This window comes from Tardiphaga sp. GW821-FHT12E02 (assembly GCF_058807155.1).
The window spans coordinates 4,616,588-4,635,006 of record NZ_JBXAQK010000001.1 but is presented as its reverse complement, the minus strand read 5'-3'; the positions used below and the strand labels follow the sequence as shown (position 1 = coordinate 4,635,006).

Below are 18,419 nucleotides of genomic sequence, written 5' to 3'. Positions count from 1 at the left end.
CCGCGGCTGGCACACTCCTTGAATACTTCTTGGGAGCATCACCGGAGGAGTCACAATGTCCACATTCGACAATCCGTTCGACCCCAACCGCCGCCTTGGCGCCTGCAGCTGCGGACAGCACGACAGCCAGTCCGCCCATGAGGCCTCCCTGCAACTGCAATGCGATGTCCCCGCGAGCGAGGAGAAGCGCTACGAGGGCGTGGTCGCCTCCGCCGTGATGCGCCAGCTGTTCCCGCAGCAGGCCACGCGCCGCGCGTTCCTGCAGTCGGTCGGCGCATCGACCGCGCTGGCGGCGCTGTCGCAGTTCTTCCCGATCAAGACCGCGACCGAAGTGTTCGCGCAGGGCGCGGGCAAGCTGGAAAAGACCGAGCTCAAGGTCGGCTTCATTCCGATCACCTGCGCCACGCCGATCATCATGGCGGATCCGCTCGGCTTCTATCAGAAGCAGGGGTTGAAGGTCGAAGTGGTGAAGACTGCCGGCTGGGCCGTCATTCGCGACAAGACCATCAACAAGGAATATGACGCCGCGCATATGCTGGCGCCGATGCCGATCGCGATCTCGCTGGGGCTTGGCTCGCAGCCGATCCCGTTCACCGTGCCGGCGATCGAGAACATCAACGGGCAGGGCATCACGCTCGCCATGAAGCACAAGGACAAGCGCGATCCGAAGGACTGGAAAGGCTTCAAGATCGCCGTCCCGTTCGACTATTCGATGCACAACTATCTGCTGCGCTATTATCTCGCCGAACACGGCATCGATCCCGATGCGGATATCCAGATCCGCTCGGTGCCGCCGCCGGAAATGGTCGCCAATCTGCGCGCCGACAATATCGACGGCTTCCTTGCCCCCGACAACATCTGCCAGCGCGCGATCTATGACGGCGTCGGCTTCATGCACATCCTGTCGAAGGAAATCTGGGACGGGCATCCGTGCTGCAGTTTCGCTGCCAGCCGCGAATTCATCACCAACTCGCCAAACTCCTTTGCTGCGCTGACGCGCGCCATCGTCGATGCCACCGCCTATGCCTCGAAGGCGGAGAACCGCAAGTCGATCGCGGAAGCGATTGCGCCCGCGGCCTATCTCAATGCGCCGCCGGTGGTGCTGGAGCAGGTGCTCACCGGCACCTATGCGGACGGGCTCGGCGGCATCAAGACCGATCCCAAGCGCGTCGATTTCGATCCGTTCCCCTGGCAGAGCTTTGCGGTGTGGATGATGACCCAGATGAAGCGCTGGGGGCAGATCAAGGGCGACGTCGACTACAAGGGGGTGGCCGAGCAGATCTATCTCGCGACCGACACCGGCAAGGTGATGAAGGAGATGGGCCTGACGCCGCCGACCACGAGCTACAAGTCGTTCGCGGTGATGGGGAAGACGTTCGATCCAATGAAGCCGGATGAATATGTGGCGAGCTTCAAGATCAAGAAGGCGAGCTGATTGCTCCGTTGTCGTCCCCGCGAAAGCGGGGACCCATACCCTCCGAGCTAGTGTGACGACATGTCGATAAGTTCAGCGTTTCACTCGCGAACTCGGAGGCTATGGATCCCCGCTTTCGCGGGGATGACAGGCAGAGTGTGTCGTGACGTCAAGAGACATATTTAAATGACAAAATCCCTTCGTTTTCGCGCGGCTGTCGTCTCACTTGCGATCTTCCTCGCCTTCCTCGGCACCTGGCACCTCGCCACGCGCCAGAGCGCTGGCACCACCACCATGTCGCCGGAATACGCAAGGCTCATGGGCATCACGGCCACGCAAGGCAAATCCGCCATGCCCGGTCCGCTCGATGTCGGCGCCAAGCTCTGGGAGCATCTCAAACGGCCGTTCTATGACAACGGGCCGAACGACAAGGGCCTCGGCATCCAGCTCGCTTATTCCATCGGCCGCGTAGGGCTCGGCTATCTCATCGCCGTGCTCGTCGCGATCCCGCTTGGATTCCTGATCGGCATGTCGCCGCTGATGAACAAGGCGCTCGATCCCTTCATCCAGGTGCTGAAGCCGATCTCGCCGCTGGCCTGGATGCCGCTGGCGCTCTACACGATCAAGGACTCGTCGCTCTCCGCCATTTTCGTGATCTTCATCTGCTCGGTGTGGCCGATGCTGCTCAACACAGCGTTTGGCGTCGCCTCGGTGCGAAAAGAATGGGTGAATGTCGCGCGTACGCTGGAAGTCGGCACGTTCCGCCGCGCCTTCACCGTGATCCTGCCGGCGGCCGCGCCCACCATCCTCACCGGCATGCGCATTTCGATCGGCATCGCGTGGCTGGTGATCGTCGCCGCCGAGATGCTCGTTGGCGGCACGGGGATCGGTTACTTCGTCTGGAACGAATGGAATAATTTGTCGATCACTAATGTGATCATTGCGATCCTGATGATCGGTCTGGTCGGCATGCTGCTCGACCAGATCCTCGCGCGTTTCACCCGCATGGTCACGTTCCCGGAGTGATGGCGATGGTGTTCGTTACTCTCGATAAGCGCAGCTTTCTAACCTCTCCCCGCTTGCGGGGAGAGGTCGCCGCGAAGCGGCGGGTGAGGGGGCGCTCCACACGCTCCGGAGCCTGCGGAGACTCCCTCTCATCCGTCGTCGCTTCGCGACGCCACCTTCTCCCCGCAGGCCGGGAGAAGGCAGGAGCAACCGCATGACCACAAAATTCATCTCCATCGAAGGCATCGCCAAGCGTTATCCGGCGGCGCATGGCGGGCGGACCACGATCTTCGAGGATCTCTGGCTCTCGCTCGCCCCCGGCGAATTCGGCTGCATCATCGGCCATTCCGGTTGCGGCAAGACCACGGTGCTCAACATCCTCGCCGGGCTCGACGAGCCCAGCGAGGGCACCGTCATCGTCGATGGCCAGGCGATCTCCGGCACCAGCCTCGATCGCGCGGTGATCTTCCAGAGCCACGCGCTGCTGCCATGGATGACGGTCATGGGCAACATCGCCTATGCGGTCTCGTCCAAATGGCGCAAATGGGACAAGGCCAAAATCCGGGCGCATGCGCAGACCTTCATCGACAAGGTCGGCCTGACCGGCTCCGAGCACAAGCGGCCGTCCGAACTCTCCGGCGGCATGAAGCAGCGCGTCGGCATCGCGCGGGCGCTGTCGATCACGCCAAAGATCATGCTGATGGACGAGCCGTTCTCGGCGCTCGATGCGCTCACACGGGGGACGCTGCAGGACGAGGTGCGCCGTGTCACGCTGGAGACCGGCCAGACCACCTTCATGATCACCCATGACGTGGACGAGGCGATGTATCTCGCCGACAAGATCTTTCTGATGACCAACGGCCCCGGTGCCGTGCTCGCGGAAATCGTCGAGAACCCGCTGCCGAAGGATCGCGCCCGCATCGATCTGCACAAGCACCCGCATTACTACGCGCTGCGCAACCACATCATCGATTTCCTGGTGACGCGCAGCAAGACCTTTACCGCCACCACGCCGGACCACGATCCGCGCAACGTCCCCGTGGTGCGGCCAGTTTTCACCGAGGCGCCAACGATGCCGTCTCTCACCAGCGCGATGCGCTGATCATCTGCAAAGGAGACCACCATGCTGCGATCCGACCTCACCGAAAAGCTGCTCGATATCAAGCGCGAGAAGGAATGGACCTGGAAACATATCTGCAAGGCGATCGGCGGCTATTCCGACGTGCTGATCGTCGGCGCCATTCTCGGCAATATGAAACTGACAAAGCCGCAGGCGGCCAATGCCGGCGAGCTGTTCGGCCTCTCCAAGGCGGAGACCGCGATGCTGAACGAGATCCCGATGCGCGCCGAAACCATGCAGATGCCGCCGCAGGATCCGCTGATCTATCGCTTCTACGAAATGGTGATGGTGAACGGCCCGGCCTGGAAGATGCTGATCGAGGAAGAATTCGGCGACGGCATCATGTCGGCGATCGATTTCGATTTCGATTTCGAGCGCGTGGCCAACCCGAAGGGCGATCGCGTCAAGATCACGATGAGCGGAAAATTCCTGCCGTACAAATATTACGGCGCGAGCGGGAACGTGCCGGAATATGGCTTCAAGGAAGACTAAGGATATCCGACCGGCGATCTGCCATCATACGTCGCGGCCGGGCTTGTCCCGGCCGTTTGCGGTCGTGTGGATACCAGCCTCGGACTGGTACGAGCGGCAGCTGATGCGCTGCGCGTGACATTGCTTCGCGCGGAACCTTGCTCACAACTGCTGCTTGTCGCAGGTCATTTGTAAACCAGCACATGTCTGGCCTCTGCATCTGTGCAGGGGCCATTTTTGTATCGTACGGAGGAAATCATCATGGCCAAGAAAACAACCAAAAAGCCAAAGCTGCTCGCCGACCTGTTTCACGACACGCTCAAGGATGTGTATTTCGCCGAGAAGAAGATTTTCGCCACGCTGCCGAAGATGGCCAAGGCGGCGGAGTCGAAGCAGTTGAAGGCGGCCTTTCTCAAGCACCAGAAGGAAACGGCCGGTCAGATCAAGCGCCTCGAAGGCGTGTTCAAGATCCTCGGCAAGAGGCCCGCTGCCAAGAAATGCGATGCCATCATGGGGATCACCAAGGAAGGCGCGGAGATCATGTCCGAATATAAAGGCATGCCGGCGCTGGATGCCGGCCTCGCGGCTGCGGCGCAGGCGGTGGAGCATTACGAGATCTCCCGCTATGGCACGCTGGCGACCTGGGCCAAGGAGCTCGGCATGCCCGAAGCCGTCGCGCTGCTGGACGCGACGCTGAAGGAGGAGAAGGCGACGGATGCGGCGCTGTCCACGCTGGCGAAGTCGGTGGTCAATGTCGCGGCTGAAGCCGATCTGTGATTTCTTTGCCGGCCCGGCGGCGACGCCGGGTCGGCGGAACAAGACGTGCTGGCTCACGTTCGTATGGTGCAGCCCGTCGCTGCCGCCGCGCTTTGGAGGACGCCATGGACGATCTCAGGAACAAGGGCCAGCCCGATCGCAGCAAAATCAACATGCACGAGCCGCATGAGGTGAAATACTGGAGCCATCAGCTCAAGATCGATCGCGCGAAACTGCAGGCGCTGGTGGACAAGGTTGGTAACTCGGCTGCAGCCGTTCGCAAGGAGTTGGCAGCCTGACCCTCTCCATGGACGCGCTGCACGAACAGTCGGTGAAGATTGCGCTCGATTATCTCGAGCGAGCGGGGGTGTGCGCGGCCGACGCAGCCTTCGATTATGTCGGGCGCCATGTCGCCTATCAGATCGAGCAGGGCGAAGGCAGCCGGCTCAAACTCTCCAATCGCGCGATAGCGGCCTTTATGCGCCATCGCGACAACGCGCCGCTTCGTGTGATCGGGCAATCCTCATGATGCCGCTGGTCAAACCCTGGTCCGAAGCCGACATCGAGCGCCTGCGCGTGATGGCAGCAGCCGGCGCCTCTCCCATCAAATGTGCGGCGGCGCTTCGGCGTAATGTGCAGGCGATCCGCCGTCAGGCCAGCCGCCTCGGTATCCATCTGCCGACGCTGCGCGAACAGCGCAAGAGATTGCGTGAGGCAGAAGCGGAAGCGGCGCAATAGAGGCGCGGGCGCGGCGCTTCCTGCAGAGTCACAACCACCTTGCCGAAATGATTGCCTTCGAGGGCGATAGGATTCGACGATATCGTCGACCGCGAACGTCCTTGCGATCACCGCCGCCGTCGCCGCCGGCGTCCGTTCAGCATCGGGTGATCGGGCTCGTCTTCCGGACGCGGATGGGCGGCTTCCAGCAGCGCCATGGCTTCATCGGGGATATGGCGCGTATCGAGGCCGGTGGCGCGGCGCATCTCCTTGAGGGCTGTGATGATCGCCTCGTCGCGCGACGCAAACCAGGCGCCGGTGCGCGGCACGCCATCGGGATCGCGGCGGCGGCGCCGGCGGCCCATGGCTTCGGCCCTGGCCATCTTCACCACCTGCAAGGCCTGCAGCAGCGCTTCCGGCGTGACGTCGGGCCGTGCTTCGAGGTCGCGCAGCATGCGGTCGGCAAGGAGATAGAGCCGTTCGCCGAGCTTGCGCAGCCGCAGTTTTCGCGAGGCGCGGGCGCTCGGCACGGTGTCGGTGGCCACCGGCGCATAGAAGGGGCGCTGCCACTGGCCGTCCTGCGTCCAGCGGCAAATCGAGGCGCGGCCGACGCCCGTTGCCTTGGCGATCTCGCCATAGGTCATGCGCGTCGTCTCGATCAGGCGACGCACCTGCGCATGTTTGCCATCGCCATGCGGTCGCCGCGATCCGCGCGTCCGCGGGCCGCTCAGGATCGTCTCCTCCTGCGGCTCGCTCCGTGTGGAGTCGATGACGCGGATACCAGGAAGGAAGAGAGGGGCGATGGGATAAGGCATGCGTTGGAATATATGCCTATTTCTGTCGCAAGGCAAGACCCGAGCGCTGAGGAGGGGCCGGCATCGCACCTATGGAAGCGTCACCACCACTTTTCCAAACTGTGCGCTGGATTCGAGAAAGCGATAGGATGCGACGATGTCGTCGAACGCAAACGTCCTGGCGATCACTGGCGTGAAGGTGCCAGCGGCGACGCCGTCGAGGATGTAACGTTTTGCGGCAGCGAGCTTCACCGCATCCTCCACGATCTCATGCACGAGATAGCCGCGCAGGGTCAGGCATTTGCCGAGCGCGGTGAAGAGCGGGAAGGGCGTCGGCTCCGGTGCAAGGCCGCCATAGGCGATCAGGATGCCGCCGCGCGCCATGGCTGATGTGAGCGGCGTGACCAATGCGCCGCTCACGGCGTCGAGTACGATGCGGATGCCATCGGGGGCGATGGTCTTGAGACTGGCTTCGACATCGTCATGCGCCGTCACCACCACATCATCGGCGCCGAAGGTGCGCAATGCGGCTTCCTTGTCCGGTGTGCGCGTGATGGCCACGGTGCGTGCGCCGACGCTGCGGGCGATCTGGATCGCAGCAAGGCCGACGCTGCTCGACGCCGCCGTGATGGCCACGGTGTCATCCGCGCGCAGTTTTGCCAGATCGATCAGCGCGCCATAGGCGGTGAGAAACGGCATCCACAGCGCGGCGGCTTCGGTGAAGCCGAGCGCCGGCGGATGTTTCACCACATGCGCGGCGGGAAGGTTCGCGATCTCGCCATGGGTGGGATGGCGGATCATCGACACCGGCGGGATCACGCTGACCGCATCGCCCAGCGCGAAGCCGGTGACGCCGGCGCCGAGAGCGGCGACAAGGCCGGCGGCCTCAAGCCCGAGCCGCGCCGGCAGGGGCGGCGTCTCGATATAGGCGCCGGCGCGCATCAGGGCTTCTGCGCGGTTGAGGCCGAGCGCCTTGACGCGGATCTGCACCTCGCCGGGGCCGGGATCACGCACCGGGATGTCGTCGATCCCGAGTTCCTCCGGACCGCCGAAGCGATGGAAACGGACAATGCGGGGCATGCGAAAACTCCTTCATCGCGGGAATGAATGAGCTGTATCGGTGGTGCCGGATGCGATAAATGAGCGTTTCGGAAGATCATTCGAAACCAATGGTTCGGAATATGGATCGCCTTGCCAGCATGGAAGCCTTTGTCCGGGCCGTCGATCTCGGCTCCTTCGCCGCGGCGGCCGACGCGCTCGGCATGTCCGGGCCGATGGCCGGCAAGCATGTCCGCGAACTGGAGACGCGGCTCGGCATGCAACTGCTCCATCGCACCACGCGCAAGCAGAGCCTGACAGATTTCGGCCGTGCCTATTACGAGCGCTGCAAGGCGATCCTGGCCGAGATGGCGGCGGCCGATGCGCTGGCGGCGGATCAGCGTGCGGAGCTGCGGGGCGTGTTGCGTCTCACGCTGCCGGTGCATTTCGGCCGCCGCTGCGTGGCGCCGGTGCTGCGCGAACTGGTGATGCGGCATCCGCTGCTGGAGCTGGAGATGTCGTTCACCGACCGGCTCAGCGACCTCGCCGACGACGGCCATGATCTGGCGATCCGCACCGGCGAGCCCGGCGACAGCGCCATGCTGGTGGGACGCCGACTCGCGCGGCAGCAGATGATCGTGTGCGCGGCGCCGGATTACCTCGCTGCGCATGGCACGCCGCAGGGGATCGACGATCTCGCCGTGCATGCAGCCGTCATCTATCGCCGCTCCGGGCCGGTGCCGCCCTGGCTGTTTCCGGAAGCGAATGGCGCGATACACGAAGTCGTGCCGAAGGGACGTCTGCGCCTCGACGATCTCGACGCCATCGCAGAAGCGGCCGCGGCCGGTGCTGGCATTGCGTGGCTGCCGTCATGGCTGGTGCGCGCGCAGTTGTCGCGCGGCGAGCTCGTACAGCTGCTCGCGGATGTGCCGAGCTATCCTTACGACGTCCATGCCTTCTGGCTGCGCACGCCGCATCTGCCGATGAAGGTGCGGCTGGCCGTGGATGCGCTGGCAGCAGCGCTGCCAAAGCTGATGTAGCGCATATCGTCATGCCGGCATGCTGCCGGCAAAGCGCCCGTCGCGGCTAGCGCTTCTTCTTTGCCGTCCTGGATTTGGCCTTCGATTTGGTTCTGGATTTGGCTTTGGCCCTGGTGGTTTTCTTCACCGTGGCCTTGGTCGCCTTCTTTCCTCTTGTTGCCTTCTTTGTCGCTTTCCTGGCCTTGGCTGCCGTTTTGACCTTGCGGACCTTTGTTTTCTTCGCAGTGGCCTTCTTTGCCTTGGCCTTTTTCACCGGTGCTTTTTTCGTCGTTCCCTTTTTTGTCTTGCCCTTCTTCACGGCCGCTTTCTTCGTTGCAGCGGCTTTCTTCGCTGGCTTGTCCTTGGCGGGGCGGATGGGCTCTTCCGCGTTGTGGGTCTTCGCGTTGTCGACCCAGTTCGGGCTCACCGGCAGGAAGAACATCTGGCGGCGACGCGACTTGAATCCGTTTTCGATGAAGTAGTTTCTGGTCCAGCGATCGTCGGGATCGAGAAACACCTTTTCCGGCTTCTCGCCGGGCTTGCGCTTGGCGGCCACTTCATTGGCGACATCGCGGAAATAGAAGTGGCGGAACAGGCGATCGAATTCGGTCATGTAGATGTCGGCGACGCGGGTGTCGCCGCGGATCAGCAGCATGTTCTCGTCATTCTTGGTGAGCGAGCCGTCGGAGAAATTCGCCGAGCCGGTGCAGACCAGCGGGTCGTCGCTGAGCGGATCGATCAGCAGATATTTGGTGTGCACGAAGAAGATATTGCCCTGGCTGCGCGTCAGCTCTTCCTTGAGATACCAGCGGTCGAGCGGAAACTGCTTCACCTTGCGCTTGGCGACGAGCTTGCCGTCGACCACCTTGAATTCGGCGCCGAGCACGGCGCCATAGGAAATCTGCAGGTCGCGATCGCCTTGGAGGGCCTTGCTTTCGTCGGCGGTGGGCGGCTTCTCCTTCAGCACGAAGCGCAGGAAATCGCGGTCGCGCGCCAGCGGCTCGATGAAATCCGGAGCGACTGTAAATGCTGCGGTGAACATGATGGACGAGGTCGCGTCGCTCATGCGGTCGGCATACCAGTTCAGCATCGAGGCGGTCTGGCGAGGTGAGAAAATGCAGGTCGGCGGTTCGGCCTCGACCACCGGGGGCGGATAGGGCGAGATCTCGGCGACGCCTTCCTTGGCCGGCTTGCCGGTGGGGTCATCGCTGAGGATGGTCCAGTATTTCAGATATTGTTCGGCGACATCCGCGTCGTGCACGAGGTGGCCGACATTGGACTGGCCGAGGAAGCCCGACGGCGTGAGGTTGGTCGATCCGGTCCACACGGCTTGCGGGCTGTCGCCGTCGAGCTTGATGATGAACTTGTTGTGCGGGATCGGCGGGCGCGTGCGCCAGATGATGACGGGCTCGCCGTTCACCGTCTTCTTGAGGTCGAGGCCGGCTTTCTTCATCGCCGCTTCGTTCTTGCCGTCCTTGTCCTTGTGCACGATCAGGCGGACATCGATGCCGGCTTCGATCTTGTTGCGAAAGGCTTCGAGCACGGGCGGATAGGTGAATTCATAGACGCAGGCGCGCAATGCCTCGCGCTCCTGCGTGCCGTCGATGTGAGCGAGGCAGGCTTCGAGCAATCCGCGCGACAGCCAGATCGTGTGTTCGTCGTCGCGATCGTTCATCTCCGCATCGGTGGGCACATGGTTCTTGAAGCGGCGGGCATAGGCCTGGCTGGCGATGGCCCCGCGGTTGAACCAGATGCCGTGCTTGCCGTCGTCCTCCTTCTCGGTATGGACATTGAGTGTCAGCTTATGGGCTTCGTCGAGCCGGGGCGCGGTGGGCGTGCCATAGACCGGCACGATCTCGAAACGGTAGTCCGTATCGGGATCGGCGGTGTAGTCGCTCCACAGGAAGCTCTGGACCGGAAAGCGGTCGGTCAGGTATTCGCCCTGTTCGGTGTCGGGATCAGGGACGACGTCCTCGAACACTTTCAGCGAGCGGAGATATTTCAGATCCGCGGTGCCCTTGGCGCGTCGGAAGGCAAAACCGAGCAGGCCTTTGCTGGCTGGCGCCTCGCAATCGAGCGCAATCATCACGGCGCGTGTGCCGGCGATAGCCCTGGCCCTGAACGGTTTTGCCTCGTCGTCGGTTCGCATGATGTCCCCCACGGATGCCGCGATCTTGCGCAGCGATGCTTGCCCAAGTCGGATTGCGCGTCAACTATTTGTATATGTTGTGGGAATGGACAGCTTCAGGTCGTGCGCGGCTGTGCATAGGAGCGGATGGGAATGGCATCCTGCGGAAACGCATCGTTTCCATGCATGCGCTGTTTCCAAGGCGGAAAGCGCCTAGATAGGTCTCAACAGATCCACCCCGAGACCCTCCCATGAAGAAAATCGGTTTTCTCTCCTTCGGCCACTGGACGCCGTCACCCTCGTCGCAGACGCGCTCGGCGGGTGACGCGCTGCTGCAATCCATCGATCTCGCAGTTGCGGCCGAAGAGCTCGGCGCCGACGGCGCCTATTTCCGTGTGCACCATTTTGCGCACCAGCTCGCAGCGCCCTTTCCGCTGCTGGCGGCGGTGGGCGCGCGCACCAAAAAGATCGAGATCGGCACCGGCGTGATCGACATGCGCTACGAGAACCCGCTCTATATGGCGGAGGATGCGGGCGCGGCCGATCTCATCAGCGGCGGCCGGCTGCAGCTCGGCATCTCGCGCGGCTCGCCGGAGCAGGTGATCGAGGGCTATCGCTATTTCGGTTATGGGCCGGCGGACGGCCACACCGAAGCGGAGATGGCGCGGCGGCATACCGAGGTGTTTCTCGACGTCATCCAGGGCAAGGGGTTTGCGCAGCCGAATCCCAATCCGATGTTTCCGAATCCGCCGGGCCTGTTGCGGCTGGAGCCCCATAGCGAAGGCCTGCGCCAGCGCATCTGGTGGGGCGCTGCCACCAATGCGACGGCGGAATGGGCGGCCAGGCTCGGCATGAACCTGCAATCGTCGACGTTGAAGATCGACGAGAGCGGAAAGCCGTTCCATGTGCAGCAGGCCGAGCAGATCCGGCTCTATCGCGATGCGTGGACAGCGGCTGGGCATGCGGGAACGCCGCGTGTGTCAGTGTCGCGCAGCCTGTTCGCGCTGGTGAATGATCAGGACCGCATGTATTTCGGCCGCAGTGGCGACGAAGACAAAGTCGGCATGCTGAGCGCGACCGAGCGCGCGATCTTCGGGCGCAGCTATGCGGCGGAGCCGGATCGGCTGATCGAGCAGCTCAAGGGCGACGAGGCGATTGCCGAAGCCGACACGCTGCTGCTGACGGTGCCGAACCAGCTGGGCGTCGACTACAATGCCCATGTGATCGAGGCGATCCTGAAGCATGTGGCGCCGGGCATGGGCTGGCGGTGAGTTAACGAGATATGAATGCGCGTGCGGGATTTCTGCGCGCGCATTCATATGGATGCAATCCAGGATAGGTATCATGCGCTTCTCACAGGGAGACACGCAAGATGCCATCGAAGTTCTATCTCTCGGCGACCGCCGCATTGCTGGTGCTGGTGTCCGCGGCCACCGCGGTGCATGCGCAGGTGCAGAGTCGTCGTATGCTCGGCCCCAACGGCGTGCCGGAGGGCTATACCCGCGTCACGGCCAACATCAATATTTTCGTGCCCGGACCCACCGGCGATAGCGACGAGGCCGAGAAGCTGCGCGATCGCGCGCGTCGCATCGTCTACAGCACGGCCGCGCGCGAATGCGACATCCTGCGCGAGACGCTGGCGCAGGAATGCGTGCTGGAGCAGATCACCAACAATCTCAATGCCACGCCGCGCTATCAGTCGAGCCAGCCGGAAGGCTACACCGTCAATGGCTCGCTCACCTTCAGCATCAAGCTGAAGAAGGAGTGAGACGGGTATCCTTCCCTCAAGCGGCGACGCCGCGTCGGGGGAGGGAGTCCACGGAGCGCCCGGGTGGCTACTTCGTAAATCCCGCTTTCCGGATCAGATCCACTGCGGCCTTCTGCGTCGTTGCGATCTGATCGATCGGGCGATCGTCGATGGGGAATGAGCCGATGTCCGTGACGATCGGCGCGCGTGCGCCGGTTCTTGTCACGGGATATTCCAGCTCCGCTTCGGCGAATAGTTTCTGCGCCTCGTCGGTGACGAGGAACTCGACGAATTTCAGCGCTGCAGCCTTATGTGGCGCATGTTTTGCGATACCGACAGCCGTCACGTTCATATGCGTGCCGCGATTGCGGAACGTCGTCGGCACCGCCTTCACCTTGTCCGCATCGGTCTTCCAGTCCGCGCCCTCGCGGCCATCGCGCAACTGAGCGAGCGCCACGGTGTTGGCGATGCCGATCTCGCAGCGACCCTGCGCGATGCGGCGGATGACGTCGTTGTCCTTGCCTTCGGGGAGCCCGGCGAGATTGGTCTTGAGGCCTTTCAGCCATGCCTCCGTGGCCGGCACGCCGTTATGCAGCAGATAGGCGGCCACCAGCGCCACGTTGTTCTGGTGCAGCACCGTGCGCATGCACAGCTTGCCGCGCCATTCCGGCTTGGCCAGATCTTCATAGGTGATCGACGCCAGCGCGCTGTCGCTGCGCGCCACCACCACGCGCGGGCGCATGGCAATGCCGAACCATGCGCGGCCGCGGTCGCGCAGCTCGAATGGAATCGCTTTGTCCAGTGCAGTGGATTTGATCGGGCGCGTGAGGCCGAGCGTCGCGAATTGCGAGGTCTTGTCGAGGCCGATGGTGAGCAGCACATCGGCGGGCGAGGTCTTGCCTTCGCTGGCGACGCGTTTCGACAGATTGTCTTCGATGAAGGTGGCGTTGACGGTGATGCCGGTAGCCTTGGTGAAGGCATCCGTGACCGGCTTCACCAGCGCGGCTTCGCGCGTTGTGTAGAGGTTGATCTCCTCGGCGGCCGACACCGCCGAGGAGAGGAACGTTGCCGTGAGTGTGAGCAGGAGGGTGGGAAGTCTGGTCCAGTCTCGTGCTCGCATCACTCACTCCGTTAGAATTTCACCGTCGCGGCCAGCGAGAACCTGCGCGCATCGCCGACGGCCACGTTCAACCGGTTCACGGCCGACGGGAAGTAGACATTATCGAACATGTTCTTGACGTTGAACTGGTAAATCACCGGGAAGCCCATCTGCTTGACTTCATAGGTCGCGAACGCATCGGCCACCGTATAGGACGGCAAGTAGAACGTGTTTTCGGCATCGCCCGCACGATCGCCGACATAGCGGGCACCGGCGCCGATGCGCAGACGGCCCGGCAGCAGCGTGCCGAAGTCGTAGGTCAGGAACAGCGAGCCGGTGTTCAGCGCGACATTCTGCAGCGTGTTGCCATTGACCAGCGGATCCGCGGTGACGCGGGCGTCGGTATAGGCATAGGTGGCGATGGCGCTGAGGCTGTCGGTCAGCTTGCCCGTGATGTCGAACTCGACGCCGCGCGAGCGGGCAGCACCTGCGGTACGCAGGATATTGGTGCCGGTGCCGGCATCGAATTGCGAAACCGCGATGTTCTTCTTGTTCAGGTCATAGAAGGCCAGCGAGCCCGACAGGCGCTTGTTGAAGTCGAACTTCACGCCGGTCTCATAGGACACGCCTTCTTCCGGGGCGAGATTGGATGTGACCTGGCTTACCAGCGGCGCGATGGTCCAGGTCGGCTTCAGCGATTCCGAATAGCTCGCATAGAGCGAGATCTCGTCATTGACCTTCACGATCACGCCGGCAATCGGCAGGGCCTTGTCACCCATCGTGTTGGTGTTGGCGACGAACGGACGGCCGCGACCGGCGATCTGTTCCCATTCCATCCAGCGCAGGCCGCCGACGACCGACAGCCAGTTGGTGAGATGCAGCGTATCCTGCGCGAAGATCGAGCGCTGGCCGAGCTTGTCGGTCTGGTCGCTGTCGCTGGCGGAGACAGTGGTGCCCGGTCCCTGTCGGTCATAGACGGGATTGAAGATGTTCTGCGTTCCGACGGCCTGGCGGATCAGATCCTTGCGGTAGATCACGCGATATTCGGCATCGCCGCCGAACACGATGTCGTTCTTGAAGCCGCCGACCCACACCGTGCCCTGCATATAGGACGTGCCATAGCTGACCTGGGTCAGCGCACCGCCGGTGCCGTCATTGCTGCGGCTGAGGATGCCGGCTGGCGTAACCGCGGAGACGCGGAGCTGGTTGGCCGTGTAGGTTTCTTCATTGTAGCTGTAGCCCGCATACAGCTTCCAGTTTTCGTTGATGCGGTGATCGACCGAGGCCTGCATCAGGTCGGAATTGCCCCACATGGCGTTGTAGGGTTCGTCGAAGCGGCGCGTGATCGGCACGTTGTCGAACGGCTTCAGCGTGGTCGGGTTGAGCGCAATGCCGCGGTCGAACGGATAGGAGAAGCTGCGACGCTCGTAGTTCAGGTGAACCGTGGTGTCTTCGCCATACCATGACAGCGAGGGCGCCAGCAGCGATTCACGGCGGGTGCCGAAATTGCGCCAGTAATCCTCGCTCTGGCCATAGGCGATGAAGCGATAGGCGAGGCCATTGTCGCCGAGCGGGCCGGTGACGTCGATGGTGCCATCGATGCCATCCTTGCCATTGCCGAAGGTCGACCCGAGCAGAGTGACTTCGCCATGCTGGTAGAGGTCCGGCCGCTTGCTGATGGTGTTGATGATGCCGCCGGGATCCATGATGCCATAGAGCAGCGATGCCGGGCCCTTCAGCACCTCGACACTCTGCACCGCGGGATTGAGCGCACGGCCCTGATTGATCGGCATGCCGTTGCGCATGATCGAGCCATCGCGGTTGTCACCGAAGCCGCGGCGCATGACGGCGTCCTGCGTGCCGGCCAGCGTATTGCCCTGGGTGATGCCGGAGACATTGATCAGCGCGTCGTCCAGATTGCGCGGCTGCTGGTCGCTGATGACCTGCTGCGGCACGACATTGACGACCTGCGAGGTGCCGAGCGGCGAGGTGGCGCCGCGCAGGGTGGTCGCATCGGGCATCGCGCGATAGCCGAGGATCTGCTCGTAGCGCGCAGCGGCTGCAGCGATAGCGCGCTGGGTCTGCGTCGGAGGCGCCGGGGGCGGCGTGGCGTTGCGGCGGGCCGCGACAGCGCGCGAGCGGCTCGGCGTGGCGACGGCGCGCGCCGGGCGGCGCGTGGCTGACGATGATTCCACGGTCACGGCCGGCAGTGCGGTCTGTGCCTCGGCGCTGTCGATCGCGAAAGCGACGTCACCGATGAGGAAGGCCGCGCCGATCAACCAATGCGCATGGCGCAGCTTGAAACTGGTGCACGGGTCTGACGTCGGGCTGCATTGGTTGTGGGTGGTCACGTCGATTGCTTTCACGTTTGAGAAGTGTCGTGATTGCGATCTAGCAGCAGTGGCGTACAAATTCTGCGAGGCGGGCATTGAACCGCTCTAAAGTGGTCTCATTGTCAACGCAGTGTGGCAACGATGTTGCACCTGCGGCCCGGCGCGCGCTCTGTTTCAGGCCCTGACCTCATTTCCGACAATCTCCGGAGGACCCAGCTGCGGAAAGCATCTGCGCGTTGCCGGGCTTCGATATTCGATCGAGATGGCCTGACGTCAGAACTTCACTGTCGCCGCCAGCGAGAAGCGCCGTGCTTCACCGGGTATCACGTTGAAGCGGTTCTGGGCCGACGGGAAATAAATGGTGTCGAACATGTTCTTGATGTTGAGTTGATAGGTCACCGGCAGCCCCATCTGATTGACCTCATAGGTCGCGAAGGCATCGGCAACAGTATAGGACGGCAGCACATATGTGTTGCTGGCGTCGCCGGCGCGGTCGTCCACATAGCGTGCACCGGCGCCGACACGGAGGCGGCCGGGCAGCAGCGTCCCGAAATCATAGACCATGAACAGCGAAGCGGTGTGGGGCGCCACATATTGCAGCGCCTTGCCGGCAAGGACCGGATCATCGGTGACGCGGGCGGCCGTATAGGCATAGGTCGCGATCGCGGTCCAGTTGTCGGTGAGGCGCCCGGTGATGTCGAACTCGACGCCGCGCGAGCGCACCTTGCCGGCGGTGTAATAGACATTGGTGCCGAGCAGTGGATCGAATTGCGACACCAGCACATTCTTCTTGTCGATGTCGTAGAAGGCCAGCGTCCCGGACAGCCGCTTGTTGACATCGAATTTGACGCCGGTCTCCCAGGAGATGCCTTCCTCAGGTGCGATATTTGCCGTGATGATCGTGCCGCCGTCCAGCGCGCTCGATGACGAGTTCGGCTTCAGCGATTGCGTATAGCTTGCATAGAGCGACACCTGATCATTGAGCTTCACGACCACGCCGCCCTGCGGCAGAATCTTGTCGGCCATGATGTTGGTATTGACGCTGAAGGGACGGCCGGTGCCGGCCAGTTGGTCGTATTCCATCCAGCGCATGCCGCCGACCAGCAGCAACCAGTCGGTCAGATACAGCGTGTCCTTGACGAACAGCGCGCGGGTGCCAAGCTTGTCGGTCTCGTTGCTGTCGCGGTTGGAAATGGTGGAGGCGGGCTGTGCCACGCCATAGACCGGATTGTAGATATTGATCGGCGCCACGGTCTGGACGAACTGGTCGTCGCGATAGATGACGCGATATTGCGCGTCGCCGCCGAAGGTGACCTCGTTCTTGAAGCCGCCGATCCAGACATTGCCCTGCATATACGCGGTGCCATAGCTGAGGTGGCTGAACGGACCACGGGCGGTGTCGCCGCGGCGGGTGACGTTGCCGGTCACGGCATCAATCCCGGTGTTGCGGACCTGGTCGATTCCATAGCTTTCATGATTGAAGCTGTAACCCGCATACAGTTTCCAGTTCTCGTTGATGCGGTGATCGACCGAGATCTGGATGAGGTCGGTCTGGCCCCATGTGGAGCTGAACGGCTCGTCGAAGCGGCGCGTGATGGGCACGCCGGCGAGGGGCGCTAGCGTGCGTGGATCGAAGGCAATGCCGCGGTCGAAAGGATACTTGTAGTCGCGATGTTCGTAATTGACATGCACCGTGGTGTCGTCGCCATACCATGACAGCGATGGTGCAATCAGCGTCTCATGGCGCGTGCCGAAATTGCGCCAGTAGTCCTCGTTGACGTTATAGGCGATGAAGCGATAGGCGAGGCCGTCCTGTCCGATCGGGCCGGTGAGATCGAGCGTGACGTCGCCGCCGCCGCGAGACCCGTAGGTGGCGCCGGACAGCGAAATCTCGCCGTGCTGATAAAGATCCGGACGCTTGCTGATGGTGTTGACGATGCCGCCGGGGTCCTGGATTCCGTAGAGCAGCGAAGCCGGGCCTTTCAGCACTTCCACGCTCTGCACGGCCGGCGTGAAGGCGCGCAGCTGCATCAGCGGCATGCCGTTACGCATGATCGAGCCGTCGCGATTGCTGCCGAAGCCGCGGCGGATCACGCCGTCATTGGTGGCGCCGAACGTATTGGCCTGGGTGATACCGCTGACATTGATCAGCGCGTCGTCGAGATTGCGTGGCTTCTGGTCGCTGATGACCTGCTGGGGCACGACATTGACGACCTGTGACGTGTTCAGTGGCGAGGTCGCACCGCGCAGCGTGGACGCATCGGGCATCGCACGGTAGCCGAGGATCTGCTGGTAGCGGGCCGCGGCAGCAGCAATGGCGCGTTCGCTCGCGGTTGGCGGGGAGGGCTGGACGCTGCGTTGGGGCGAGGTGGTCTGGGCACGCCGCGGTGCCGTGGTGGCGCGCGTCGGGCGTCGCGCCGGCGTGGCAGCTTCCACAGTGACGGCGGGCAGCACCGTTTGTGCCTGTGCCAGCGATGTCGGCGTATTGCATTCGCAGAACAGGATTGCTGTGCCGATGAGGCAGCATGTCCGGTGTTTGCCCAGGAGATGGCTCCGGCCCGCTGCACGGCCCGTCGAGAAATTACTGGTCAAGTCGCCCGCTCACTTCCGAAGGTTAATTATTCCGTAATCCGGAATATCAACGGGCGATCTGTTTCGGAATGTTGCTAAGGTTGAGTTAGAACAAAGCTAACTGGCAAAGCATACTCGTGGAGCGATCTCAGGTCGTGGTCGGGGGTGGGGCGGAATGTGAGGTGGGAGGCTTACGCCAGTGCGCGT

At 62.8% G+C, this 18,419-nt stretch carries 17 protein-coding genes; 11 read left to right on the top strand and 6 right to left on the bottom strand.

Annotation, left to right across the window (positions count from 1 at the left end):
• Nucleotides 1–55 precede the first annotated feature (55 nt).
• The 8 genes from AC1RQ5_RS22100 to AC1RQ5_RS22065 all read left to right on the top strand — a co-directional run bounded on the left by AC1RQ5_RS22100 (nucleotide 56) and on the right by AC1RQ5_RS22065 (nucleotide 5,504).
• Nucleotides 56–1,435 carry a CmpA/NrtA family ABC transporter substrate-binding protein gene (locus AC1RQ5_RS22100; protein WP_493201793.1) on the top strand — a complete coding sequence of 460 codons (1,380 nt, stop codon included), beginning with the start codon at nucleotides 56–58 and terminating at the stop codon, nucleotides 1,433–1,435.
• 165 nt (nucleotides 1,436–1,600) lie between these two features.
• The gene (gene ntrB / locus AC1RQ5_RS22095) at nucleotides 1,601–2,440 is read left to right on the top strand and encodes a nitrate ABC transporter permease (RefSeq protein WP_493201791.1); all 840 of its coding nucleotides are present in this window, start codon (nucleotides 1,601–1,603) and stop codon (nucleotides 2,438–2,440) included.
• A gap of 193 nt (nucleotides 2,441–2,633) precedes the next feature.
• Complete coding sequence (locus tag AC1RQ5_RS22090) at nucleotides 2,634–3,521, top strand: ABC transporter ATP-binding protein (protein WP_493201789.1); 888 nt, start codon at nucleotides 2,634–2,636, stop codon at nucleotides 3,519–3,521.
• A 21-nt stretch (nucleotides 3,522–3,542) separates the two neighbouring features.
• Nucleotides 3,543–4,031, top strand: a complete 489-nt coding sequence (cynS, locus tag AC1RQ5_RS22085; RefSeq protein ID WP_398477722.1) for a cyanase — start codon at nucleotides 3,543–3,545, stop codon at nucleotides 4,029–4,031.
• Between the two features lie 240 nt (nucleotides 4,032–4,271).
• On the top strand, nucleotides 4,272–4,787 hold the full coding sequence (locus AC1RQ5_RS22080) for a YciE/YciF ferroxidase family protein (RefSeq protein ID WP_493201787.1): 516 nt from the start codon (nucleotides 4,272–4,274) through the stop codon (nucleotides 4,785–4,787).
• 104 nt (nucleotides 4,788–4,891) lie between these two features.
• Nucleotides 4,892–5,065 carry a DUF3606 domain-containing protein gene (locus AC1RQ5_RS22075; RefSeq protein WP_398477718.1) on the top strand — a complete coding sequence of 58 codons (174 nt, stop codon included), beginning with the start codon at nucleotides 4,892–4,894 and terminating at the stop codon, nucleotides 5,063–5,065.
• Between the two features lie 8 nt (nucleotides 5,066–5,073).
• Complete coding sequence (locus AC1RQ5_RS22070) at nucleotides 5,074–5,295, top strand: hypothetical protein (protein ID WP_493201785.1); 222 nt, start codon at nucleotides 5,074–5,076, stop codon at nucleotides 5,293–5,295.
• Nucleotides 5,292–5,504, top strand: coding sequence for a hypothetical protein (locus tag AC1RQ5_RS22065; protein ID WP_398477713.1), 213 nt, complete (start codon nucleotides 5,292–5,294; stop codon nucleotides 5,502–5,504). The genes AC1RQ5_RS22070 and AC1RQ5_RS22065 overlap by 4 nt, the downstream gene beginning before the upstream one ends.
• Before the next feature lie 107 nt (nucleotides 5,505–5,611).
• On the opposite strand, the gene AC1RQ5_RS22060 is transcribed toward AC1RQ5_RS22065, so the two are convergent.
• Both AC1RQ5_RS22060 and AC1RQ5_RS22055 read right to left on the bottom strand, forming a co-directional pair.
• A complete protein-coding gene (locus AC1RQ5_RS22060) occupies nucleotides 5,612–6,298 on the bottom strand; it encodes a hypothetical protein (RefSeq protein ID WP_493201783.1) in 687 nt (228 codons plus the stop codon).
• A gap of 69 nt (nucleotides 6,299–6,367) precedes the next feature.
• Entirely contained in the window at nucleotides 6,368–7,357 is a 990-nt protein-coding gene (locus tag AC1RQ5_RS22055) for a zinc-dependent alcohol dehydrogenase family protein (protein ID WP_493201781.1), read from the bottom strand.
• A gap of 101 nt (nucleotides 7,358–7,458) precedes the next feature.
• Between AC1RQ5_RS22055 and AC1RQ5_RS22050 the strand changes: the two genes are divergently transcribed.
• Nucleotides 7,459–8,355, top strand: a complete 897-nt coding sequence (locus AC1RQ5_RS22050) for a LysR family transcriptional regulator (RefSeq protein WP_493203518.1) — start codon at nucleotides 7,459–7,461, stop codon at nucleotides 8,353–8,355.
• A gap of 46 nt (nucleotides 8,356–8,401) precedes the next feature.
• On the opposite strand, the gene AC1RQ5_RS22045 is transcribed toward AC1RQ5_RS22050, so the two are convergent.
• Nucleotides 8,402–10,483, bottom strand: a complete 2,082-nt coding sequence (locus AC1RQ5_RS22045) for a phospholipase D-like domain-containing protein (protein WP_493201779.1) — start codon at nucleotides 10,481–10,483, stop codon at nucleotides 8,402–8,404.
• Nucleotides 10,484–10,713: 230 nt separating this feature from the next.
• Here AC1RQ5_RS22045 and AC1RQ5_RS22040 point away from each other — a divergent pair, with 230 nt between their 5' ends.
• Both AC1RQ5_RS22040 and AC1RQ5_RS22035 read left to right on the top strand, forming a co-directional pair.
• Nucleotides 10,714–11,733, top strand: coding sequence for an LLM class flavin-dependent oxidoreductase (locus AC1RQ5_RS22040; protein WP_493201778.1), 1,020 nt, complete (start codon nucleotides 10,714–10,716; stop codon nucleotides 11,731–11,733).
• A gap of 101 nt (nucleotides 11,734–11,834) precedes the next feature.
• Complete coding sequence (locus tag AC1RQ5_RS22035) at nucleotides 11,835–12,230, top strand: hypothetical protein (protein ID WP_493201776.1); 396 nt, start codon at nucleotides 11,835–11,837, stop codon at nucleotides 12,228–12,230.
• Nucleotides 12,231–12,297: 67 nt separating this feature from the next.
• Here the strand turns inward: AC1RQ5_RS22035 and AC1RQ5_RS22030 are convergent, their stop codons facing one another.
• The 3 genes from AC1RQ5_RS22030 to AC1RQ5_RS22020 form a co-directional block, all read right to left on the bottom strand.
• A complete protein-coding gene (locus tag AC1RQ5_RS22030) occupies nucleotides 12,298–13,329 on the bottom strand; it encodes an extracellular solute-binding protein (protein WP_493201774.1) in 1,032 nt (343 codons plus the stop codon).
• Between the two features lie 11 nt (nucleotides 13,330–13,340).
• On the bottom strand, nucleotides 13,341–15,659 hold the full coding sequence (locus AC1RQ5_RS22025; protein ID WP_493201772.1) for a TonB-dependent siderophore receptor: 2,319 nt from the start codon (nucleotides 15,657–15,659) through the stop codon (nucleotides 13,341–13,343).
• Nucleotides 15,660–15,914: 255 nt separating this feature from the next.
• Nucleotides 15,915–18,233 (bottom strand): TonB-dependent siderophore receptor, encoded by a 2,319-nt coding sequence (locus tag AC1RQ5_RS22020; RefSeq protein ID WP_493201770.1) that lies wholly within the window; start codon nucleotides 18,231–18,233, stop codon nucleotides 15,915–15,917.
• Between the last annotated feature and the right edge of the window lie 186 nt (nucleotides 18,234–18,419).